This is a genomic window from Streptomyces sp. AM 4-1-1 (genome assembly GCF_029167625.1).
Taxonomy (GTDB): Bacteria; Actinomycetota; Actinomycetes; order Streptomycetales; family Streptomycetaceae; genus Streptomyces.
In genome coordinates, this window is the sequence record NZ_CP119145.1 from 5881100 (window position 1) to 5898434 (window position 17335).

Below are 17335 nucleotides of genomic sequence, written 5' to 3' on the forward strand. Positions count from 1 at the left end.
GGAACACACCATGATACGTAATGTGCTGCGGATACGCTGGTCGCTGCCGCTGGCTCTCGCGCTGCTGGTGGTCGCGTCGTTCACACCGATGCTGATCGCGGGAGGGACGCAGGCATCCGCCTCGGCTCCCGCCGCCGAAGCGGACGGGGCCGCTCTGCCGAAGTTGACCTCTTTCAACAAGGTCTCGCTCGGCGACGGCACCGTGGAGACGCTCTACGCCGCCGACTCGGCCGCACACCCTGTGGTGTTGGCGGTACGAGTCGATGCGGCGGCCATGAAGTCGCTGCCGAGCACGCCGACGCACGACGGCCAGACGTGCTTCGACAACGGCGGGGACGGCATCGACCTCGAAACGGACTGCGCGAGCGGTCATGAGCGGAACCTTTGGTTCCCAAAACTGGACGGGCTTCCGTTCCAGTGGCTGATGTTCAACTGGCAGAAGAACGGGCACGGTCCGACGCACGTCTTCGACAAGCCGCACTTCGACATGCACTTCTTCATCCAGGACTTCAGCGCCCGCAACCAGATCCGCACCGGGTCGTGCAACCTCGTCATCAACTGCGACGACGACGCCACGGCGAAGAAGCCGGTGCCCGCTCCGTACGCACCGGCGGGCTGGGGTCTGCCCGGCGCCGCCGGACGGATGGGCAACCACATCATCGACCCGAACGCGGCGCCTGCCAACGGTGGAGCCTTCACCCAGGCGTTCGCCTACGGGACGTGGAACGGACACATCAGCTTCTGGGAACCGGTGGTCAACCGGGACTGGGTCGTCAGTGAGAAGCCGGGCGTGACCTGCCGGCCGATACCCCAGACGCCGCAGGTGGAGCTGACCGGCTACTACCCGGAGAAGATGTGCACCCGGTACGGAACAGGGGGCGAGATGACCTTCACTTTCGAGAACTTCGTCAAGCGCACTGCTCCGGCCGGAGCCAAGGCCCCGGTCTGGTCCTCGAAGACCACGTCCGGGCAGACGACGGCGCACCAGCACTGATCCACGTCACCTGACGTGATCATCGGTACCACCTGTCCCGGGTCGCCCGCAGCCAGCGGCGGACCGGGGCAGGGGCCGCGGGGCCCCCGGACCGACCGCCGGATCAGGAGCCCAGCCATCCCAAGATGCGATCCATGCCATCCTGTCCGGAGGCTCTCTCCAGCACCTCCTCCAAGACCTGCATCTCCTCTTCGCCGGCCCGGGACGCCCACTCGTCCCGCAGTTGGTTGAGGATCACCCCGGACAGTGCGAGAGCTTCGACTCCCCGTCCGGTGAGCACGACGTCGATCCGCCTGCGGTCTGTGGCGCTGGGTCGACGCTGTGCGTACCCTAGGTTCTCCAGGCCCATGACCGTCTTGTGGGCCGCCTGCTTGGTGACACCCAGCCGCCGTCCCAGATCCGTGATGCTCCCGCCGCGGTTGATCATCTGCAGGGCGAATCCGTGGACGGGCTGGAGCTGAGGGTGCCCCTGTTCGGCGAGCTGTCGATGAAGGTCATCGATGAGCGCGCGGAACGCCCCGAGAAGCAAGAAGGGAAGCGCGTTCCCAGGACGTCGGATCGGCATTGTGGCCCAGGTTTCGAGGAGACCGTGCAAGGGGCGCAAATCGTACCGCGCCCGAGGTGCCAGAAGCCCGGCAACAGCTGTGTCCGCCCTATGCGGGGCGAAGACCCGGACGGCCTCGGCATCGGGCCATCCGCGGAGGACGGTGGCGACGACGCCCGGCCGGTCGTCGGGCGGCCCCCGGTCGGGCACGATGTCGGATTCAGGGGGCGGCCAGATGCGTCGCAGGCGGTCCGGATGAGGCGACGGGCGAGCCCACCGGTGCGCTGCGCGGGACCCTGGGGGCCGAGGACGGTGGCGGTTACTGTTGAGGTCGTTGAGGAGTAGAAGGAGATCGTCGGCGAGCTGCTCGAGGTCGGGCGCACCAGCGTCGACCGCACGTTACCCACGGCTTCGCCTACGGGAGGAGCGGCTCCACGTTATACCGCAGACCTGCGTCGCTGAGATCCCGCGCCAAGTTAGGTGTCAGGTGCGACACAGGCTCACTCTGTGCGTCAACTTGTCGCGCGTAGCGCACGCAGTGCACATAACGCGCACGGGTGGTTTGCCCCTATTTTTTCCATGAGGGGCTCTGGCCTGCTTCTGCTTCTACATGTTTCTGTTCGACATGTTTCGCGATGACGCATCATGTGGAGTGTGTCGCCATCCTCGAACCGGCCGCAAAGGGCTCCTGACCTGAGGTTTTCCTAGGCGCGTTATGTGCGGTGCGGGCGTTACAAGCGGGATCTTGATGCTGAAACGATGCTTTCCTGACGGGAAGTCACCTGACTGGTTGTGCAAGCCGTGCCAGGTGGAGGGCGCGTTCCCGCAGGCTGTCTTTGCAGGAACTCGAAGGAAACCAAGCCGAGTTCTTGCATGCCGTAGTTCGGCGGGTCGGACGTTGGCTGAGTGGGCGCTCATAGGTCGGTCCGTAAGGGCTCCAGCGCCCGAGGAAGGGCCTCAGGTTGTCGGCTCGCGGTTCGTGGACGTCGGGCAACCGGGGTGGTGAGCTCAGCGGGTCGAGGCGCTCGACGGTGGTCGCTGCCCAGCTGATCCATGTTTCAGCGTCGGTTCTGGCCTGCCCCGGTGGCATGGCCTCGACTCGCGCGCACAGCGCTCCGAGGGCACCGATGCCGGCCACCTTCGTCCACAACTAGCTGGAGATCGCCACCCTGCCGGGCAAGCCGTCCAGCCTCATGGCTCCCGTCTCTCGTCGTGCATTCCGCGACGCACACTGCTGCGCCTGGCTGAGGCCGTGGCGAGGGCAGCTCTCGCCGGTTCGGACTTCCTCTCGGGCCAGGCCAGGCCGGACGTCGTCACGAAGGTGAACCGTTCCGGGTTCCGTAGAGATCTCAGATGTCGGGTGTGACCTGGGGCGTCGTGGTGATGAGGTAGCGGTTTGCTTCGTACTCGACGGGTGGGGTGTGCCCGATCTCCCCGTGGAGCCGACTGTGGTTGTACCAGTCGACCCACTCAGCGGTGGCGAGCTCGACCTGGGAAAGCGTTCGCCACGGCCGCTGGGGCTTGATCAACTCGGCTTTGTAGAGCCCGATCGTCGATTCCATCAGGGCGTTGTCCAGGGCGTCCCTGACCGAGCCGATGCTCGCCGCGATGCCGGCAGCATCCAGATGGTCGGCCAGCTTGAACGACGTGTACTGCGACCGGCGTTCGAGTGATGTATCAACTCGCCCCGAATGTGGAGGTGTTGGTCGCGACCGCGTTGCCACAAGGCCATCTCCAGCGCGTCCGGAACGAGCCGGGTCTCCCTTGTGGTGGCGGCGGATCAGCTGACGATGCGGCGCGAGAAGGTGTCCACGACGAAGGCGACGTAGACGACGCCGGTCCAGGTCGGCCACGTGGGTGAAGTCTGCGACCCAGCAATGGTTCGGTGCGTCGGAGACGAAGTCGCGGTCGACCAGGTCCGGCGCCCTGGGTGCGTTGGGGTCGGGGATCGTGGTGATCACCTTCTTGCCGCGGACGGCGCGGGTGATGCCGAGTTCGCGCATGAGGCGTTCGACGGTGCAGCGGGCCACGGGATGGCTCTGTCGGTTCAGGTGCCGCCAGAACTCCCTGGCGCCGTAGACGCGGTAGTTGGTGTCGTACGCCTCCTTGATCAGGGGCTTCAGTTCGGTGTCGCGGACGGTGCGGGCCGCGGGGGCGGCCTGGCGTTTGCGGTGGGCGTAACAGGTGGAGGGGGCGATCTTGCAGTCGTGGTCGGTGAGGACCCGGCAGATCGACTCGACGCCGCCGAAGCGGCCCTTGTGCTCGTCGATGAACGCTACGAGCGTGTGTGTGGCCGGTCGAGTTCGGCCACGAAGAAAGACGCTGCTGCCTTGAGGATGTCGTTCGCCCTCTTCAGCTCCGCGTTCTCCTTCTTCAGCCCCTTCGGCTCCGCCGAATCATTCGTCGTCGTGCCCGGCCGGGTGCCAGCGTCGATCTGGTCCTGCCGCACCCATTTACGCAGCGTCTCGGTCGTGCCGATGCCGAGTTTCGACGCGACGCCTTCATCGCGGACCACTCGGTGTCGTACTCCGGCCGCACCTCGCGACCATGCGGACAGCTCGCTTGCGCAGCTCAAGCGGGTACTGGGAAGGACGTGCCATGACTCGTTCCTCTCAAATGATCGAGTCCCTACGGAATCCGGAACGGTTCACTCGTTCGGGGACCCGGGAGGGGTTTCGGACCGACGCCCAGCTTCGGGTCCCGAGGGTAGGGCTCGACCCTGCGACACTGTCCACGTTCGTGCCATCCTGCGGCTGTGGAGCGCCCGTCCCGCGACCGTCCAGCCGGATTCAAACGCCGGAGAGCGTCGCCGCCAGCGACTGGAACCAGGCGCCGTGGGAGAACGGCTCCGGCGGGCCCACCTCCATGCCGAGTTCGGCGGCAGCCAGGGCGTAGTCCCCCTCGTCCAGGGGAAGGGCGAGCAACTCGTGCAGTTCACCCACGAGGCGGGCGACCAACTGCGGGTTCGTGGTGTCGGCGTAGGCGGCGACCGCAGCGTCGTGGCCGAGGAACTCGTCGACGATGTCCTGCGAAAACCAACCCCCCAGCAGTTGCGCGGTCTCCGGAAAGCGCGCGTGCCACTCCCAGTGCGTCTGCGGGGACGATGGCTCCGGGACGTCGCCCTCCTCGATGCTCCTCTTCAAGTGGTCGGCCAGCACTGTCAGCCAGTCACCGATGTCCGACTGGGGCTTTCCGGTGTCCGGGATCGAGTAGAACTCACCCAACTCCTGCCGGATGCGGCCCGGAGGATTACGGCTGTACTCGCGCAGCTGTCGCTCCGCCTCCGCGACGGCCGAAGGGCGGGTATGCCAGGTGTGACGGAGATACGCGTCCAGGGCGCGACTGCGCCGCTCCGGGGTGTCGTCGGCCGACTGGCCCAGATAAGCGCGCATCACCTGGTCCAGCTCGCCATACCGCCGGTCGTGTTCGAGGGGCTTCATGGACATGTGCGTGTGACCCCTACAGGTAGAACGGGACGGTCGTGTGGACGACGAAGCCGAGCGGACTCGTCGCCTCGCGGCGCAGCACCACGCGCGCCGCGCGCACGTCGACGGGGCCGCGCCCGGCCAGCAGGTCGCCCTCCAGCTGGACCCGGCCCACGGGCTCCTCACGGGACGGCCAGGCTGCCTCGAGGGTGAGGCGGACCCGGGTGTTCTGGGCTAGCCAGCGGTGGACGGCCTGTTCGTTGGCGGTCACCACCTGCTGGGTGGCCCACTGGGCGGTCTCCCGGTCGGGATAAGAGGCGGAACGGGTCAGCACGGGGGCATCCTCTCAGATCACCTCGTCAGGAGCCGGGCTCCTACGGGTGGCAGGTGCTTCAGTAGTCGGCGAAGTTCCAGAACATGCCCACCTCGGTGTCCGAGACGACGATCAGGCCGTAGTCCTCCGAGTACACGCTCAGCGGGCTGTACGCCCAGCCCGACGATGTGAAGTCGAGCGTGCCGCTCACGTGACCGGGCTTGTTGACGTTGGTGTGGAAGCTGGCGGAGTTCCCGTAGCGCGTGAGGATCGTGCGCGCCATCGCCCGGAGCTCCTCCTCGCTTTCGGCGAAGCGACTCAGGTTGGACAGGGTGCAGCGGTCGTCCGTAAGGGCGAGGAGCAGGTTCTCGGCACTGTCCCGATCGATCTCCTGGAGACGCCTCGCGATGTGTTCCGGCGGGTGGGCGACGAAGGGGTAAGTGGGGGACGCCTCGCGCTCCGGGTTCTGGGCCGCGTCATCGAGACCGGTCCAGCCGCGGGGGTCCGGGGCCCGTGCCATCAGAGCAAGGACGTCGAGGACCCAGTTCTCGTGGCGACGCGGGCCCGTGGCGTCGTACGGGTACGCGTCCTCGTACAAGTGGCGTACCGCGGCTTCCCAGGACGTCTGGTCGACGGACATGTGGTGCCGGCCTTTCTCGGGTTTCGCTAGGACTTGGAGGGCATCGACGTCATGACAGTGAACGGAGGGTTGCGGCTGCTGTCGTGGCGGATACGCGTGTCGATGCCGCTCACGTCGTACGCCTGGGCATTCAGACCGCCCTGCTTGTACCCGGACAGCGGGTCGTTGGGGTCCACCGGCTGCTTGCTCACGCTGCGGCCACTGGTCTCGCCGCTCGGCACCGTGTCGTAGAACGACTTCACGTCGCCGTCGGAGGCCGGCGGAGGCCCCTTGATCCAATCCTCGATGGCGGCCTTGTTCGTGTTGAGGTTGCGCTCGGTCAATTCCTCGGCGCGCTGGTAGTTCGGGAAGGCAGAGGAGCCGCTGGGCATCGGCTTGCCGTGGGGCCAGGCCGCTGTCGGGCCGCCCGACTGCTGGTCACGCAGGCGCTGCGCCAACTGCTCGTCCGTCTTGCCGACGTGCTTGTCCAAAGTATGACCGTTCGCCAGGTACTCGTTGGCGGCGAGGTTCAGGTCGTAGCTGCCGTTCGAATCGACCTTCAGCCAGACCTGCGAGTCCTTGAACTCCTCCAGGGCCCGGGTACCGAAGCCGTGCGCACGGGCGACCCCGGCCTCGAACTTCGGCGCGCTCCGGAATGCCTCGTCCAGCGGCTCCCTCAGCGCCTCCATGCGCGTGGTGAGGCCCCCCAGGATGCCGGTGTACTTGTCGACGATCCCGTTCAACTTGCTCGTGTCGATGTTCAGTACCGTCTTGACGTCGAACGACAGGATCAGGCCCGCGCCCTTGCCGATCACGGAGGTGACGGTGCCGAGGATGCTCTTGGGGTCCTTGGGCTTGGCGAGATCTTCGATGATCTCCTTGGCGGCTTTCCACATGGCGCGGTGGAGCTCGTCCGCGACATCGCGGTTGAGGTCGACGGCGGCCTCGGCGTATTCGCGCAAGATGGTGGCGATTTTATCCGCAGTGTCCTTCAGTACGGCCAGAACCGGCTCACTGCCCGTGGGAACCCGCGGTGTGCCCGGTCCTGAGTTGGCGGTCTGCCCCCACTGGTAGCCGTGCCGCTGCTGCCCCCAGGCCGTCCCTCCCCACAGGGCGCTGCAGAAGGTCCGCATCGCGGCTTCCCAGTCCGCCTGCTGGTGGTTGGTGATGGCACCCACCTCCTGGGTGAGCTGGTCCGCCCCCAGCGTCGCGGTGATGGATACGTTCATCCAGCTGTGACAGAGCGAGTTGAGGTAGTGCTGCTGCGGGAAGGGGTGGACGTCCGCCACCCTGCCGATCCGGAACACGTTCTTGCACAGTGGCCGGAGGACGTCCCGGACGATTTCGGGTATGCCTTCCATCAGACCGCGCAAAATGTCGTCGCCGCCGTCGTCGTCGCCCCACTTGATATCGGGTACCGAGCCGAAGTTCGGGGCCTTGTCGATGACCGCGGGCCGTGGGTGCTGCTCGGCCGTCTTCCCCGGCTCGGGGTGGGCCGCCACGTCTGCCCTGGTGTAGGCGTTGGCCGTCTCGGTGAACCCGACTGCGACACCACCGACGCTGAGCACGGACCGGCCCCAGACCTCCAGCCAGCGATTGCCGATCTTCTTGTACGCACGGGCGAACTTCTCGGCCTCGGTGCCGGCACCGCCTGCGTCGGGGTACTTGTCCAGCTCCTCGAGAAGCGCCCTGGCGCCCCGTACCAGGAAGTCCTGCTGCGCGGCGACCCGACCGGAGACGGACCAGAGGTCGCTCGGCTTGACGTCGATGGTGCCGCTATCACCCGGCGACTGGGCGGGTGAGGAAGGACCGGCCATCAGGCATTGCCTCCCCAGCCTTCGAGTACGGACCTGTTGGCCGCGGCGTAGTTCAGGTGCCCCTTCACCACGACCTCGTGGAGCCAGGCATGGGTCGCCTTGAGGTCGCCGGCGGAGTGGCTCCACTTGTCCAGCTCGTCGATGAACACTTCGCGTGCCTCACCGTCCCACCCCAGCACGGCTTTGGCGGTCCGCTCGTACAACGTGTCCAGCTTTTCGTTGAGGACGCGGAGGATGCCTTCCAGGTCACCCGAAAGCTGCTGCAAGGCACCGCAATTAACGGTGATGCGGTCTTCGTTCGACACAGTGATGATCCCCCTAGAAGCAATCACCGATGATGCTACTCATCACCTGAGTGGAGTCCGGTGCGGGCACCGGGTCGCATTACGGCCACATGTCCGCGCTATCCGAAGCCTGGCCCCCAGTGGCAGGAATGATGGAGGCGTGCGTGCGCGTGACACCGCATGCCTGTGTAGGTGTGTCCGCGTTGCTATGGTTGGTCGGCTTGCAACACAGGTTCGGACGTGGGGGACCGACATGGGTGATGAGCCAAAACTCGCTTATACGTCGTCACAGTTGAAAAAACTGGCGGACGATCTGGATGACATGCACGAGTATCTCGGCCAGCAGTTCAAGCGCATGGACGAGATCGTCGACGGCATCGAGACCGGCTGGCAGGGCCCCACTGCTACGTCCTATCGATCGCTCCACCGCGGCGCCGCGGAAGATGCCGTTCGCATCGGGCAGACCATTCAATTCCTGGCGGAGGCCATTCGTCTGAGCGAAGGAGGCTTCACGGACCAGGAGCTCGAGACTCTTGAACAGTTCCGCAGAGTCCAGGTCGACGTCGATATAGAAGCAGCCGCGGACGCCCTGTCCACGCCGTCGAACCAGCAGCCTCGCAGTCGCCTGCAAGACCTCTGAAGCATAGGGACCGTCCCCTCGACATGGTCGGAGGTCCTCCGCGGTGCCGTCTCCGGAGAGGTCGGCCGAGTGGCCGGTGCCGCGTACAGGCCACTCGTGGGCGCGTACGCCGGGGCGGCGCGGCGTACGCGCGTCGCACCTGGTGGCGGGCGCTGAGCGCCGCCATTGTGGGCGCATGACTGCACCGTCCGTCCCTGCTACCTGCCAAGCGCAACCCTCGCGGCTGTGTTCGTCCAGCGGTTCAGTTCCACCTCGCGTGGCGCGCGCCTTGCCCGTCGGCTCTTGCTGCACCAGCTCGTCGACGCATGGGGCGTGCCGCACGGCAGCGCGGCACCCGACACCGCCGCGCTGCTTGTCGCGGAACTCGCCGCCAACGCCGCCACGCACGGCCGCGTCCCCGGCCGGGACTTCGAGGGCGCCGCTGTAGTCCTCGGCCGGACTCTGTTTCCCGCGCGTTGAACCGGCCCTACGTGCCGATCCGGCGCAGTGCGAGGAGCGTCGCGTCGCAGGTGCGGGTCGTCCAGGTGGGCCACGAGGTGGTCGACGTAGTCCTGGCGCCCAGCGTGGCCGGCGCCTGGGGCAGCTTCCCGAGAAACAGTGTTGCGCAGCTACGAGAAGGCTGCGCGTGTCATGGTCCGGGTCGGTCGGACGGCGTTCGGTAAGGCGGTCCGAGTACATCAGGACGAGGTCACCGATCTCCTGCGGCGTCGCGATGGCGGTGCAGGTCGTGCCGGGGCAGGGCACTCAGAGAGAGCCCGGGCCCGCCGCCGTGGGTCGGTAGCCGGGTGGCGTGACCGTCGCGCACCAGGACGGGGCGAGGTGTCCCACGCAGGCCCAGCTAAGCAGCGCGCATGTCCGCGCTGGAAACCTGCCTGAACAAGTGGCGCCTCGTCGAGGCATGCGAGGGGGCGGTACGTGTGCCCGTCACCCGAATCGTCGGTCCGTCGGACGGAATCGGCGTCGGCGACGCCTTCCCTGGCGGCTTCCCGGTCGCCGCCAAGCCCCGCACCGGCTTCGATTCCCGCGGTGTCACCGTCGTCGAGAACCGAGCCGGCCTCGCCCCGCTCCCGTTCGTCGCCGAACTCGCCGTGAACGCCGTTCTCTACGGCGTCCCCGGACCGGGCTTCGCCCCGCCCCTTTCCCACCACGAGAGCCTGGGCATCGTCCGAATCGCGGTGACCGACCTTCCTCCCGCCCGGTTGGCGCGATCGGCTCCCGATCCGGACGAGAGCGGAGGCCGCAGAGTGCTCCTCGTTGACGTGCTCGCCGCTGACTGGGGCCTGCGCGACCGCCCCCGGCCCGGGAAGACGGTCTGGGCGGAGTGCGCAACGGCTCCCCATCTCATCCGGTTCGTCGGGGCCAGCAGGTATGGCGTTCGGTTGACCGGACTGTCGGCACCGAAGCCCCGACCAGGGCATTACTGACATGGGCGGAGCGGTATCAGGGTTGCTCTCCGAGCGGTGCCCTGACCGCTTTCGAGGGGGAAACGGTCGTCGCACAGGGCATCGGGGGAGGGGAGCCGCCGTGCAGGCTCTGTACGCCGTCAGTTTCGACATCCGGTCCGCCCAGGAACAGCCGGGCCGCGTCTACGAGAGCCTTCGGCCATCTCGCCGACTGGCTCGGCCACCACGGACGTGTACCGGCACCGTCGGTGACCGAACTCGTCCGGGATGGCCGAGCAGAGCTCGCCGGCAAGATTCCCGGCCATGGTAACCGCACAGTGAGCTGGACCGTGGCGGGCGACGAACTCACCCGCGCGCTGCGCATGACCATCCATCAGCCGCTGTCTACGGGACCGGCCCAGTTCGTCACCCGGGTCACGGTCGCCCAGTCGGAGGAAGGCGGTGGCGGGCTCAGGACCGTCATGGGCAGGGAGATCCCCGACGGCTGGATGGCACCGGTGCAGGATCCGCAGATCAAGCGCCCGAACCTGCTGCGGGCGGTGCTCGGCGACCAGGAGCTCGAAGTGCGGCTGTTGAGCCAGCTCGCCACGGGGCGGTACGAGTAGATCCGGGAGGAGAGCCATGCTGACGTGCTCCTCGATGTCCTGGCGCTGCGCACGCGGCTCCCTATTCTCCTGATACGTCCCAGGGACCAGGCGGGATGAAGCGCGGCGGCCGACGCGTCGTGACAACTGGCTGGCCTGGCCCAGGTGGTGACCCTGAACTACGTGACTGCACAAGCCGTCCGGCGGGCCCACGAGCAGTTGGCCGTACCCGGCGGTGGCGCCCGGCTGGTCTGGCCCGACCTCGGCTGGAACACCCCTCGTACTTGCGTGAGGAGGTGTCCCAGGCGTCCTTCGTGGAACGGCGGCTGATGCTGTCGCTCGCCCATCTCTCTGTCATCGCCCGTGGCAGTGACACAGCGTGGGAAAGTGCGTGGCAGGCTTCGTACCGCGCGGGAGCCGTTGTCGCGCGCCCAAGCCGCCGGAGACACGACCGCCGAGCTCGAAGCACTGCAGAAACGTGTCCGGCAGCTCGAAGAGGACGCCACGTCCTGGGAGGACATGGCACAGAGCTGCATGGAGGAACGCGACAAGGCGCGAGACGATGCCGCATCCGCTGAGGCCCTGCGTCAGGACCGGGACTACTGGAAGAACGAGTACCTGGGCCTGCCGAAGGGCGGGAGCGGGCGGGCGGCCACATTCGATGCCTGGAGCGAGATCCCTCCTTCGGGATCGGATGCCGTGCTCGCTTTCGAAGCTCTCGCCAAGGCGTCGGAGGAGCACATCGTGTTCACGCCGAGAGCGGCGCGCAGTTGGAAGGACTCCCGCTACCCGTACCCCCAGGAGATGACCGACCGGCTGACCGCGCTCGCGCAGGCTGCGATGGACCTGTACTCCAATTCCGACAAGATGCCCAGACTGGCCCAGTGGTTCTACGACAACCACGTACCCCCTTCGCGGGCTGCGGCCATGGTGGCCCGCGGCGCTCCTACGAGCGCGTGCCGGCCTGCCTCCGTTCGCGAGCGGTCGGACTCCAGGCGGAGTCCCTGAGGAACGCCTCGACAGCCTTCACGCCCGGCCGGTAGCCGCTTGAGGTGTCCACTGTCAGTATCGGCACGTCGAGCGAGATCGGCGTGAAGCGGTCGTACGAGAACTTCCCCGTGGCCATCGCGTCGAGAAGTTCTTGGTCGGCGTGTGCGCCTCGATGGGCGGAGGCCCTGGCGCGTTGGGCGATCCTGCTTCGGGCGACGGCTGATGACGTGGTGCAGCGGACGACCCGGATTCGCGCGAGTGCGGCCAGGGGTTCCAAGCCGCTCCTCCACAGCTTGTCCTGAAACGCCGCCTCGGCGACCACGGTCGTTCCGGCCCTCAGCAGCGACGTCAGCACCTCGAAGAAGACGTCAAGTGTGCGGTGGTTCAGAGGATCGTCGCCGCCGCTCCGGTAGCCAGGTGTCGCCAGAACCATCCCCTGCTTGATCTCGTCACGAATGATCGCGGGACAGCCCAGACCCTGTGCGACCTTCTGGGCGAGCGTCGTCTTGCCAGTTCCTGGTGGCCCGCTCACGACGGCCAGTGTGGGGGAGCTCGTGGAGTTGTCGGAGTGTGGCATGGGCGAAAACCTCGTTACGTTCGTTCGAAGAAGGCGCAGGAGGACGGTGTGAACTTCCCGGCGTCAGGCACGAATCCGGGCACCTGACGGAGCGGATCTCGCGCGCTCCGAAAGGTAGTGGGTCTCCTGTCGGCTGCCTGCGGAACCAGGACGGCGATGGTGCTGTTCGAGGATCGTCGGCGGACGCCCACGCCAGACCGCCTGGCGCGGGCTGAACCGGATCGGGGCCCAGTTCACCGCCCTGCGCTGCTTCACCCTCGACTGTATCGACCCGCCGACCACAAGCGGCAGGGCAGCATGGTCCGCCGCTGCACCATCCGGCGAAACCGCCGTGCCGACGACCGACGCTCACGTGCCGACGACCGACTCCCACGTGCCGTCGTCGACGGTCTACAGTCCTGTCCGACGGCGTGCGGAAAGGTTCTCCTGGAACCAGCGGTAGGAGTCCTTGGGTGTCCGCACCTGGGTGTCGAAGTCGACATGGACCAGGCCGAACCGCGGCTCATACCCCAGGGCCCACTCGAAGTTGTCCAGGAGCGACCACGTGAAGTAGCCGCGCACGTCGACGCCGTCCTCGATCGCGCGGGAGACCGCGGCGAGATGGTCACGGTGGTAGGCGATGCGCTGCGGATCATGGACCGCGCCGTCGGGGCCCGGACGGTCCCGGAAGGCGCAGCCGCTCTCGGTGACGTAGAGCGGCGGCAGCCGGTCGCCGTACCGCTGCGTGAAGGTGGTCAGGATCTCGCGCAGCCCATCGGGGACGACGGCCCAGTCGAGGTCGGTGGTGGGTACGTCGGTCAGGACGCGCGGCTCGAACGGCAGCCCCTCCGGCAGGGCGGCGCCCTCCAGAGCGGGCGAGCCCACGGACGCGGTGCCGGGCGCGCCGACGGGCACCGGCTGGTAGTAGTTCACCCCGAACCAGTCCAGTGGCGTCGAGATGATCTCCAGGTCCGCAGCCAGTGTGCCGTCCGCGTGACCGGGCATCAGCATGGCCAGCAGTTCGTCGGGGTAGCTGCCGCGCAGCACCGGGTCCGCGAACAGCCAGTTGACCAGCGTGTCGTACGACGCGGCCGCCTCTCGGTCGGCATCGGAGCCGGACGCCGGCCAAGTGGGGGCGTGGTTGGAGGCGATGCCGATGTTGCCGACGCCGGCGGCGCGCAGCGCCTGCACGGTCAGGCCGTGGCCCAGCAACAGGTGGTGGGCCACCGGCATCGCGTCGAAGCCGAGGGCCAGGCCGGGGGCGTGGGTGCCGACCGCGTGCCCGAACATCGTCGCCACCACCGGTTCGTTGACCGGCATCCACATCCCGACCCGGTCGCCGAGCCGTTCGGCGACCACGGCGCCGTAGTCCGCCAGTCGTTGAGCCGTCTCCCGTTTCTGCCAGCCGCCTCGGTCCTGCAGCGCCTGGGGCAGGTCCCAGTGGTACAGGGTCACCGCGGGCGTGATACCGGCGGCCAGCAGATCGTCGACGAGCCGGTCGTAGAAGTCCAGACCCGCCGCGTTTACTTCGCCCGACCCGGACGGCATGACGCGCGGCCACGAGATCGAGAAGCGGTAGGCATCGATGCCCAGCTCCCGCATCAGGGCGACGTCCTCCCCCGACCGGTGGTAGTGGTCGCAGGCGACCTCGCCGGTCTCGCCGTTCCTGATCCTGCCGGGCTCGGCGCTGAACGTGTCCCAGATGGAGGGCCCCTTGCCGTCCTCGGCGGCGGCGCCCTCGATCTGGTACGACGCCGTCGACACACCGAGGACGAAGTCCTCGGGCAGGCGGGGGAAGTCGGACATGGTCACACCTTTCACGGGGTCGGCGGTCAGAGAAACGTTCTGTGATGGCCTCGGTAGGTGGGGACGGTGTCGACGATGTGGCCGTCCTCGACGAGGTGGAGTTCGGGCACATGCTCGCAGAGCTCGCCGGCCTTGCTGTGCCGCAGCCAGACGCGGTCGCCGACGCGCAGTCCGGCGACGCCACGGCCGCGCAGCGGGGTCTGCACCTCGCCGGCTCCCTCCTGCGGCACCAGCCGTAGCCCTGTTGGCCAGGTCGGCGTGGGGAGGCGGTCGGGGCCGGCGGCCCCGGACGCGATCCACCCCCCACCCAGGAGCGTGGCGTGGTGCGGCGAGGGGCGACGCACCACCGACAGCGCGAAGAAGGCCGCCGGGCGGGGGGCGAACCGGGTGTAGAAGTCGAACAGGGTGGGAGCGAGGAGCCCGGACCCGGCCGCGACCTCGGTGACGGAGAACTCCCGGCTGGTCGTCTCCAGGCTCCCGGTGCCACCGCCGTTGACGAACTCCAGCGGCGCCACCGACGCGACGGCGGCGACCGCCTCGGCCCGCCGTTCGGCGAGCTCGTGTGCCGAGGCCCTCTGCATGCCCCGGACCAGGAACCGTCCCGGGCCGGGGCGGTTGTCGCCGACGCCGGCGATCTGGCCCTCGTAGGCCATCACTCCCACGAGGCGTAGCCGGGGGCGGTCGACCACCGCGCGAGCCAGGTCCCGTGCGGCGCGAGCGGTGTGTACGGGAGAGCGCCGAGCGCCGATGTGCACGCGGCCGTCGGCCAACCGCAGCGAGGCGTCGACCTCAAGGCAGACACGTACCTGCCGGGCGCTGGGTCCGAGGCCGTCGAGGACTTCGTCGATCAGGTCGAGGTGCGCAGGCGAGTCGACCATGAGCGTCACCCGGGAGGCCAGCACCTCGTCCGCGGCGAGCCGGGCGACGGCCGCCGCGTCGACGGTGGGGTAGCCGACCACCACGTCCTCGAACTCCTCCGCCAGCCACAGCGCCTCGGGCAGCGTGAACGCCAGTACGCCGGCCCAGCCGGGCTCTGCGGAGACCTGACTCAGCAGCGCGCGGCACCGCACCGACTTGCTGGCGATCCGGATCGGCTTGCCCGCGGCCCGGCGCACCAGGTCCCGGGCGTTGGCGCGCAGTGACGGCAGGTGCACCACGGCGTACGGCGGCTGGAGCTGTGCCGTGGCCTCGGCGAGTTCAGCGAAGAGCGCGCCGGGCGAGGCAGGGGGGAGGGAGGCCGGTGCGCTCATCGGGGGCCACCGACCGAGCCGAGGACGCGGTCGAGATAGGGGTTCGCGAACACTCCGGACGGGTCCACGTGAGCGCGCAGGGCGGTGAAGTCGGCGAACCGGGGGTAGAGCTCCGCAAGCTCGGCGGCGCCGAGCCGGTGCATCTTCCCCCAGTGCGGCCGACCGCCCGCGGCGCCGAGAACGTCCTCGCACACCTGGAACCACCGCTCGTGTGGCATCCGGTGGTACTGGTGGAAGGCGACGTAGGCGACATCGCGTTCGTGGGCGGGGGAGAGCCAGATGTCGTCGGCCGCGGCGAACCGGACCTCGAAGGGGAAGGAGATCGCTTCGTCGTGGGCGTCGACCCAGCGCCGGAGCTCGCTCAGGGCGTCGACGACGGCGTTGCGTGGGACGGCGTACTCGCCCTCGCGGAAGCGCACGTCGCGGGGTGAGGCGAAGACCCGGTGAGCGAGGTCGGTGACATCGCGGGTCCCGGTGAGCCGGGTCGCGAGGCGGGTGATGCCCGGCACGGTCCGGGGCCGTCTCGCGCCCAGGCGCAGCAGTCGGTCGAAGGCGTAGTCGGCCAGGAACCGGTCCTCGACCGCGCGCGCCACCCGGCCCCGGGGGCGCAGGCCGGTTCCGGCCGGGAGCCGAGTGAAGCGACGGGTCAGCGCGGTGGCGGTGTGCGGGAACCAGAAGAACTCGAAGTGGTCGTGGGTCGCGACGAGTTCGTCGAGCGACTCCAGCGTCTCGTCGAGCGGTTGCGGCCGGTCGACCCCGCGCAGTGCGAAGAGTGGCACGCACTGGAGGGTGACGGTGGTGATGACGCCCAGGGCGCCGAGGGAGACGCGGGCCGCGGCGAACAGGTCGGGCCGCTCCACGGACGAGCAGGTCACGATCGAGCCGTCGGCCAGCACCAGTTCGAGCTCACGCACCTGGGTGGCCATGATGCCGAACCGTTCGCCGGATCCGTGGGTGCCGGTGGTCAGTGCCCCGGCGACGGTCTGGCGGTCGATGTCGCCGAGGATCTCCAGGGCCAGTCCGAGTTCGGCGAGAAGCGGGTTGAGCCGGTGCAGCGGCATCCCGGCCCGGACCGTGACCAGGCCGGTCCCGGTGTCGGCGCGGACCAGTCCGGTCAGTCTGTCCGGACGCAGCTGTACGCCTTCCACGACCGCGATCCCGGAGAACGAGTGCCCCGATCCGATCGCCTTGACCGAACTCCCGGCCGCGGCCGCGTCGGCGACGACGGTGGCGACCTCCTCGGCGGAGGCGGGGAAGACGACCCGGTCCGGTGTGGCCGATTCGGTGCGGGCCCAGTTCTCCCAGCGCGTGGTCATCGGAGCCTCCGGTGGACGGGTCGGTCGGTGGCGCGACTATGGCAGCAGCGCAGAAGCTGGGTCAAGCGTCTTGGTCGTGCGTCCAAGATGGAATCGAGGACAATGGCACCCCGACGCGGGCGGTCGGGTCCTGTGACCGCCGAGCACGAGCAAGGAGTCGACTCATGAACCGGATGGCGGCGAGCGAACGACGCGAGCGGTTGGTCGACGCGGCGATCGCGGTCATGGTCCGGGAGGGAGTCTCGGCCGCCACCACGCGGGCGATCGTGGCAGAGGCCGACATGCCGCTGGGTTCCTTCCACTACTGCTTCCGCTCCAAGGAGGAGTTGCTGGGCGAGGTCATCGAGGTCATCACCGGCCACACCCTGGAGCGGGCACTGCCGGAGGTGGTGGGCGAAGGCGAGTTGGAGGAGCGGTTGCGTCGCGGGATGCGCGCCTACTGGCAGCACGTGGTCGACGAGCCGGACGAACACCGCCTCACCTACGAACTGACGCAGTACGCCGCGCGGCAGCCCGGCCTCGCTGTCGTGGCGGAGCGGCAGTACCAGACCTACCTCGCGGCCAACACCCGCCTCATCGAGGCGCTCACCGACGGCGAGGGGAAGCCGCTGGAGTGGGACGCGCCGGTGCCGGTACTGGCGCGTTACGTCACGGCGGTGCTCGACGGGGTGACGCTGCTCTATCTCAACGAGGGGAATGCGGCCGCGGCCGGTGAGGCCCTCGATCTCGTCGCCCGGCACGTGGCGGGACTCGCCCGCCAAGCCTGATCCTTGCGCTCGCGCTGATCCTTACGC

Annotated in this window: 16 protein-coding genes and 2 pseudogenes; 7 read left to right on the forward strand and 11 right to left on the reverse strand. The window is 68.4% G+C overall.

Features of this window, described 5'->3' with window-relative positions:
• Positions 1–10: 10 nt before the first annotated feature.
• On the forward strand, positions 11–994 hold the full coding sequence (locus PZB75_RS24925) for a hypothetical protein (RefSeq protein ID WP_275537523.1): 984 nt from the start codon (positions 11–13) through the stop codon (positions 992–994).
• Between the two features lie 103 nt (positions 995–1097).
• Here the strand turns inward: PZB75_RS24925 and PZB75_RS24930 are convergent, their stop codons facing one another.
• From PZB75_RS24930 to PZB75_RS24960, 7 genes and pseudogenes are all read right to left on the reverse strand, one after another.
• Positions 1098–1589 (reverse strand): MarR family winged helix-turn-helix transcriptional regulator, encoded by a 492-nt coding sequence (locus PZB75_RS24930; protein ID WP_275537524.1) that lies wholly within the window; start codon positions 1587–1589, stop codon positions 1098–1100.
• 1298 nt (positions 1590–2887) lie between these two features.
• Positions 2888–4138, reverse strand: a pseudogene (locus PZB75_RS24935) (IS3 family transposase).
• A gap of 189 nt (positions 4139–4327) precedes the next feature.
• Positions 4328–4984, reverse strand: a complete 657-nt coding sequence (locus PZB75_RS24940; RefSeq protein ID WP_275537525.1) for a contact-dependent growth inhibition system immunity protein — start codon at positions 4982–4984, stop codon at positions 4328–4330.
• Positions 4985–4997: 13 nt separating this feature from the next.
• Positions 4998–5297, reverse strand: coding sequence for an RNase A-like domain-containing protein (locus PZB75_RS24945; RefSeq protein WP_124275139.1), 300 nt, complete (start codon positions 5295–5297; stop codon positions 4998–5000).
• A gap of 58 nt (positions 5298–5355) precedes the next feature.
• The gene (locus tag PZB75_RS24950; protein ID WP_275537526.1) at positions 5356–5916 is read right to left on the reverse strand and encodes a hypothetical protein; all 561 of its coding nucleotides are present in this window, start codon (positions 5914–5916) and stop codon (positions 5356–5358) included.
• A gap of 26 nt (positions 5917–5942) precedes the next feature.
• Complete coding sequence (locus tag PZB75_RS24955) at positions 5943–7712, reverse strand: RNase A-like domain-containing protein (RefSeq protein WP_275537527.1); 1770 nt, start codon at positions 7710–7712, stop codon at positions 5943–5945.
• Positions 7712–8017, reverse strand: coding sequence for a WXG100 family type VII secretion target (locus PZB75_RS24960; RefSeq protein WP_275537528.1), 306 nt, complete (start codon positions 8015–8017; stop codon positions 7712–7714). The genes PZB75_RS24955 and PZB75_RS24960 overlap by 1 nt, the downstream gene beginning before the upstream one ends.
• A gap of 232 nt (positions 8018–8249) precedes the next feature.
• Between PZB75_RS24960 and PZB75_RS24965 the strand changes: the two genes are divergently transcribed.
• The 5 genes and pseudogenes from PZB75_RS24965 to PZB75_RS24985 all read left to right on the forward strand — a co-directional run bounded on the left by PZB75_RS24965 (position 8250) and on the right by PZB75_RS24985 (position 11631).
• The gene (locus tag PZB75_RS24965) at positions 8250–8636 is read left to right on the forward strand and encodes a WXG100 family type VII secretion target (protein WP_275537529.1); all 387 of its coding nucleotides are present in this window, start codon (positions 8250–8252) and stop codon (positions 8634–8636) included.
• A gap of 225 nt (positions 8637–8861) precedes the next feature.
• Positions 8862–9050: pseudogene (locus PZB75_RS24970) on the forward strand (ATP-binding protein); the annotation flags it as partial.
• Positions 9051–9487: 437 nt separating this feature from the next.
• Positions 9488–10060 (forward strand): hypothetical protein, encoded by a 573-nt coding sequence (locus PZB75_RS24975; RefSeq protein WP_275537530.1) that lies wholly within the window; start codon positions 9488–9490, stop codon positions 10058–10060.
• A gap of 296 nt (positions 10061–10356) precedes the next feature.
• On the forward strand, positions 10357–10644 hold the full coding sequence (locus tag PZB75_RS24980; protein WP_275537531.1) for a hypothetical protein: 288 nt from the start codon (positions 10357–10359) through the stop codon (positions 10642–10644).
• A 366-nt stretch (positions 10645–11010) separates the two neighbouring features.
• On the forward strand, positions 11011–11631 hold the full coding sequence (locus PZB75_RS24985) for a hypothetical protein (protein WP_275537532.1): 621 nt from the start codon (positions 11011–11013) through the stop codon (positions 11629–11631).
• Here PZB75_RS24985 and PZB75_RS24990 read toward each other — a convergent pair.
• The 4 genes from PZB75_RS24990 to PZB75_RS25005 form a co-directional block, all read right to left on the reverse strand.
• Complete coding sequence (locus tag PZB75_RS24990; RefSeq protein ID WP_275537533.1) at positions 11570–12190, reverse strand: ATP-binding protein; 621 nt, start codon at positions 12188–12190, stop codon at positions 11570–11572. The two genes, PZB75_RS24985 and PZB75_RS24990, sit on opposite strands and share 62 nt — an antisense overlap.
• 390 nt (positions 12191–12580) lie before the next feature.
• A complete protein-coding gene (locus PZB75_RS24995) occupies positions 12581–13975 on the reverse strand; it encodes a GH1 family beta-glucosidase (RefSeq protein WP_275537534.1) in 1395 nt (464 codons plus the stop codon).
• Positions 13976–14001: 26 nt separating this feature from the next.
• Positions 14002–15225 carry an alanine racemase gene (locus tag PZB75_RS25000; protein ID WP_275537535.1) on the reverse strand — a complete coding sequence of 408 codons (1224 nt, stop codon included), beginning with the start codon at positions 15223–15225 and terminating at the stop codon, positions 14002–14004.
• Positions 15222–16541: a D-arabinono-1,4-lactone oxidase gene (locus tag PZB75_RS25005; RefSeq protein WP_275537536.1), complete on the reverse strand. Its 1320-nt coding sequence runs from the start codon at positions 16539–16541 to the stop codon at positions 15222–15224. Before PZB75_RS25005 ends, PZB75_RS25000 begins: the two co-directional genes overlap by 4 nt.
• Before the next feature lie 164 nt (positions 16542–16705).
• On the opposite strand from PZB75_RS25005, the gene PZB75_RS25010 reads away from it, so the two are divergent.
• Complete coding sequence (locus PZB75_RS25010) at positions 16706–17308, forward strand: TetR family transcriptional regulator (protein WP_275537537.1); 603 nt, start codon at positions 16706–16708, stop codon at positions 17306–17308.
• Positions 17309–17335: the final 27 nt, after the last annotated feature.

Excerpts from the sequence above, each read along its gene's own strand:
- PZB75_RS24925 (WP_275537523.1), top strand. The coding sequence starts at position 11 with ATGATACGTAATGTGCTGCGGATACGCTGGTCGCTGCCGCTGGCTCTC.
- PZB75_RS24940 (WP_275537525.1), bottom strand. The coding sequence starts at position 4,984 with ATGTCCATGAAGCCCCTCGAACACGACCGGCGGTATGGCGAGCTGGAC.
- PZB75_RS24950 (WP_275537526.1), bottom strand. The coding sequence starts at position 5,916 with ATGTCCGTCGACCAGACGTCCTGGGAAGCCGCGGTACGCCACTTGTAC.
- PZB75_RS24955 (WP_275537527.1), bottom strand. The coding sequence starts at position 7,712 with ATGGCCGGTCCTTCCTCACCCGCCCAGTCGCCGGGTGATAGCGGCACC.
- PZB75_RS24965 (WP_275537529.1), top strand. The coding sequence starts at position 8,250 with ATGGGTGATGAGCCAAAACTCGCTTATACGTCGTCACAGTTGAAAAAA.
- PZB75_RS24975 (WP_275537530.1), top strand. The coding sequence starts at position 9,488 with ATGTCCGCGCTGGAAACCTGCCTGAACAAGTGGCGCCTCGTCGAGGCA.
- PZB75_RS24990 (WP_275537533.1), bottom strand. The coding sequence starts at position 12,190 with ATGCCACACTCCGACAACTCCACGAGCTCCCCCACACTGGCCGTCGTG.
- PZB75_RS24995 (WP_275537534.1), bottom strand. The coding sequence starts at position 13,975 with ATGTCCGACTTCCCCCGCCTGCCCGAGGACTTCGTCCTCGGTGTGTCG.
- PZB75_RS25000 (WP_275537535.1), bottom strand. The coding sequence starts at position 15,225 with ATGAGCGCACCGGCCTCCCTCCCCCCTGCCTCGCCCGGCGCGCTCTTC.
- PZB75_RS25005 (WP_275537536.1), bottom strand. The coding sequence starts at position 16,541 with ATGACCACGCGCTGGGAGAACTGGGCCCGCACCGAATCGGCCACACCG.
- PZB75_RS25010 (WP_275537537.1), top strand. The coding sequence starts at position 16,706 with ATGAACCGGATGGCGGCGAGCGAACGACGCGAGCGGTTGGTCGACGCG.